The following is a 3353-nucleotide window of genomic DNA, read 5'->3' on the forward strand; positions in this document are numbered from 1 at the left end:
GTGGCCGGCCGGGTTCGCCGGTCGGTCACCGCCTTGCGCGCCGTGGCGACGGAGCGCGGGGAGACGAGTCGGAGTCTGGAGTCGCGAGCCAACTGCTCATCAGGCTTTCGGGACGTCACGGAAGCAGTCTCGCCCGTCACTGGCCGAAAGCCCAAACGGAACGGGTCATTTCCACAGGTCATGGGGTGGAGGAACCGGGACAGACCGCCCACCCTGTCCCGTCCGCCACACCGCCTTCACTCCAGCGCCACAAGAAGCCTCCTGTAACTCCGCTTCCATGGAGCCCCACCGGTCCTCTCCGCGCGCTCACATGAGCGGGGTGAGGAAGCGGCGCAGCGCCTCCTCGTAGCGGGCCGGGTCGGCGTTCCACATCGCCCCGTGGGCGGCGTCCCGGACGGTGTGCAGGGTGACGAGGTCGGGCCGGGCGGCGGCGAGCCGGCGGGAGGGTTCCCAGGGGGCGAGGGTGTCGTCGGGCCCGTGGAAGAGCAGCACGGGCACGCGGACGGCGCCGGGGTCCTCGAACGGCGGCCGGTGGCCGGCCCGCAGCCCGGCGCGGCCCTCGGCGGCCCGGACGGTGAGCGGGAGCAGCGGGCCGGGGGTGTGGCGGGCGGCGGCGAGGTTGCGCAGGGTGGTGTGCCAGTCGAGGACGGGCGAGTCGAGCACCAGCCCGGCGATCCGCCCGGCCAGGGCCGAGTACTCGGCGGCGCGCACGGCCATGGCGGCCCCGGTGGACCAGCCGTGCAGGACGACGCGCCGGGCCCCGTAGCGCAGGGCGTAGCGGATGGCGGCGTCCAGGTCCCGCCACTCGGACTCGCCGAGGTGGCCGAGGCCGTCCGGGGAGGCGGGGGCGCCGAGGTCGCCCCGGTAGCCGAGGGAGAGCACCGGGAGCCGGAGGCGGTGCAGGAAGGGCATGACCACCATCGGGTGCTCCCGGCCGGCGCCGAGCCCGTGGACGGTGATCACCCAGGTCTGGCGGGCCCCGGGCAGGAACCAGGCGGGGAGCGGGCCGAGCTCACCGGGGACGTCCACGTCGGCGTGTTCCAGGCCGAGGGCGGTACGCGGGTTGCCCGAGTACACCTGTGGGGTGAGGGCGACGCGGGTGCCGGGGTCGAGGGCGCCGTGGCTGACGCGCAGGAGGCGGCGTACGACGGTGGCCGGATCGTGCGGGACTCCGTCGAGGACCGGGCCGACGGCGGCGTGGATCCCGGGTGCGGTGAGGCCGTGGACGCCGGGGCGCAGGGAGGCCAGGGAGCGGGTGAGGACCACCCGGTCGCCGTCGGCGGAGTGGACGCTCAGCCGGGGGGCGCCGGGCAGCGGGCGGCCGGGCTCGGGCCTGAGGGCGGCGTCGGCGGCGTACCGGCCGGCCAGGGCCGCGGCCGCTCCGGCACCGATCAGGGTCGTGGTGACGGCCGCGGCCGTCGCAGTGGCGGTACGCACCGCTCCAGTGTCGAGGCGCGGGGGGACGACGGCCACCGGAGGGCACTCCCGCCGAGCGGAGTGATCTACCTCTCTTTACCCGCTCCCGAGGGGCGCGCGAACGGGCCCCGGAGGCCCGCCGAGAGGTTCCGTTTACCCGTCCCTGACGTGCATGTATGGCGATAACTACGAAAGAATCGGGACGAAGGGCCTGATGGGGGGCCCGACAGGGACACCACCCCGCCCGAGTCAGTTCATCTTCCGTTCACCCAGATTGCCTACGGTCGGCGAGCCACTGACGCCAAACAGAAGCCTGGGTAAATGGAGCACATAACGCTTCTCCTCGGGATCGTGATCATCACCGCTCTCGTGTTCGACTTCACGAACGGTTTCCACGACACAGCCAACGCGATGGCGACCACCATCTCGACCGGCGCCCTCAAGCCCAAGACGGCGGTGGCCATGTCCGCCGTGCTCAACCTCGTCGGCGCGTTCATGTCCGTGGAGGTCGCCAAGACGATCTCCAAGGGCCTGATCAACGAGGAGGGCATCCAGCCCGAGGTGATCTTCGCCGCGCTCGTCGGCGCGATCCTCTGGAACCTGGTCACCTGGCTGGTCGGACTCCCCTCCAGCTCCTCGCACGCCCTGATGGGCGGCCTGATCGGTGCCGCGGTCGCCTCCGCGGGCATCGGCGCGGTCAACGGCGACGTCGTCGTCACCAAGGTCCTCATCCCCGCGGTCGCCGCTCCGATCGTGGCCGGTGTGGCCGCGATGCTGGCCTCCAGGCTCACGTACAAGCTGAACGGCAAGATCGGCGAGAAGACCTCCACCAAGGGCTACCGCGCCGGTCAGATCGCCTCCGCCGGTCTCGTCTCCCTCGCGCACGGCACCAACGACGCGCAGAAGACGATGGGCATCATCACCCTGGCCCTGGTCGCCGGCGGCGCCCTCCAGTCCGGCGCGAACCCGCCGGTCTGGGTCATCGTCTCCGCCGGCTCGGCCATCGCGCTCGGCACCTTCATCGGCGGCTGGCGCATCATCCGCACCATGGGCAGCGGCCTGACCGACCTCCAGCCGCAGCAGGGCTTCGCCGCCCAGACCTCGGCCGCGAGCGTCATCCTGGCCTCGTCCAATCTCGGCTTCTCCCTCTCCACCACCCACGCCTGCTCCGGCGCGGTCATGGGTGCGGGCCTGGGCCGCAAGGGCGGTGTGGTCCGCTGGTCCACCGCCACCCGCATGTTCGTCGCGTGGGGCCTGACCCTGCCGGCCGCCGCCCTGGTCTCCGCGGGCGCCGAGCTGGTCATGCGCACGGGTGACATCGGCGTCGCCGCCGTCGCCCTGTTCCTCGTCGCCTCCTGCGTGGCCATCTGGCTGGTCTCGCGCCGCCAGGTCGTCGACCACACCAACGTCAACGAGACGGCCTCCGCCTCCGAGACGGAGCAGCCCGGCGTGGTCACCACCGCCATCGCGGCCGTGGCCGTCCCCCCGGCCGCCGGCACCACCGCCGCGGTGACCGACGAGGACCTCAAGGCCACCATCCCGGCCGCCACGGCGAACCCGGCGACCCCGACGGCTCCGGCCGCCGCGGTCTGATCCCGAGAACGACAGAGGAATCGGCAGTATGAAGATCGACTGGGCAGCACTCGGCTCCGTCTTCGGGGTCAGCCTCTCCGCGACCGTCGCCCTCGTGGCCCTCTTCGCCCTGGGCCTGGTGGGCCTCTCCAAGCACGAGGCCGCCACCGAGCAGGGCGGCACCGCCACCCTGGCCCGCAGCGGCGCCTACGCCTGCTTCGCGCTCTGCGCGGCGGCCGTGGCCTACGGGATCTACCTGATCGTCAGCTGAGACCCGTCTCGGCGACACCGCGTACGACGGCTCCCCCCGGGAATTCCCGGGGGGAGTTTTCGCGTACCCGCCGCCCCTGCCCACCCCCTGGCCG

The 3353-nt window shown here is 72.9% G+C and carries 3 protein-coding genes; 2 read left to right on the top strand and 1 reads right to left on the bottom strand.

The annotated features are described in order from the left end of the window. Nucleotides 1-306: 306 nt before the first annotated feature. A complete protein-coding gene (locus VR44_RS34410) occupies nt 307-1437 on the bottom strand; it encodes an alpha/beta hydrolase (protein WP_045951574.1) in 1131 nt (376 codons plus the stop codon). A 300-nt stretch (nt 1438-1737) separates the two neighbouring features. Here VR44_RS34410 and VR44_RS34415 point away from each other — a divergent pair, with 300 nt between their 5' ends. Together VR44_RS34415 and VR44_RS34420 are read left to right on the top strand one after the other, a co-directional pair. Further along, nucleotides 1738-3009: an inorganic phosphate transporter gene (locus VR44_RS34415; RefSeq protein WP_045951572.1), complete on the top strand. Its 1272-nt coding sequence runs from the start codon at nt 1738-1740 to the stop codon at nt 3007-3009. A gap of 28 nt (nt 3010-3037) precedes the next feature. Then, complete coding sequence (locus VR44_RS34420) at nt 3038-3259, top strand: hypothetical protein (protein WP_045951573.1); 222 nt, start codon at nt 3038-3040, stop codon at nt 3257-3259. Nucleotides 3260-3353 lie beyond the last annotated feature (94 nt).

The organism is Streptomyces katrae (assembly GCF_000966975.1).
GTDB lineage: Bacteria > Actinomycetota > Actinomycetes > Streptomycetales > Streptomycetaceae > Streptomyces > Streptomyces katrae.

Bases quoted from the DNA above. Each gene is read 5' to 3' on its own strand.
- VR44_RS34415 (WP_045951572.1), top strand. From the start codon at position 1,738: ATGGAGCACATAACGCTTCTCCTCGGGATCGTGATCATCACCGCTCTC.
- VR44_RS34420 (WP_045951573.1), top strand. From the start codon at position 3,038: ATGAAGATCGACTGGGCAGCACTCGGCTCCGTCTTCGGGGTCAGCCTC.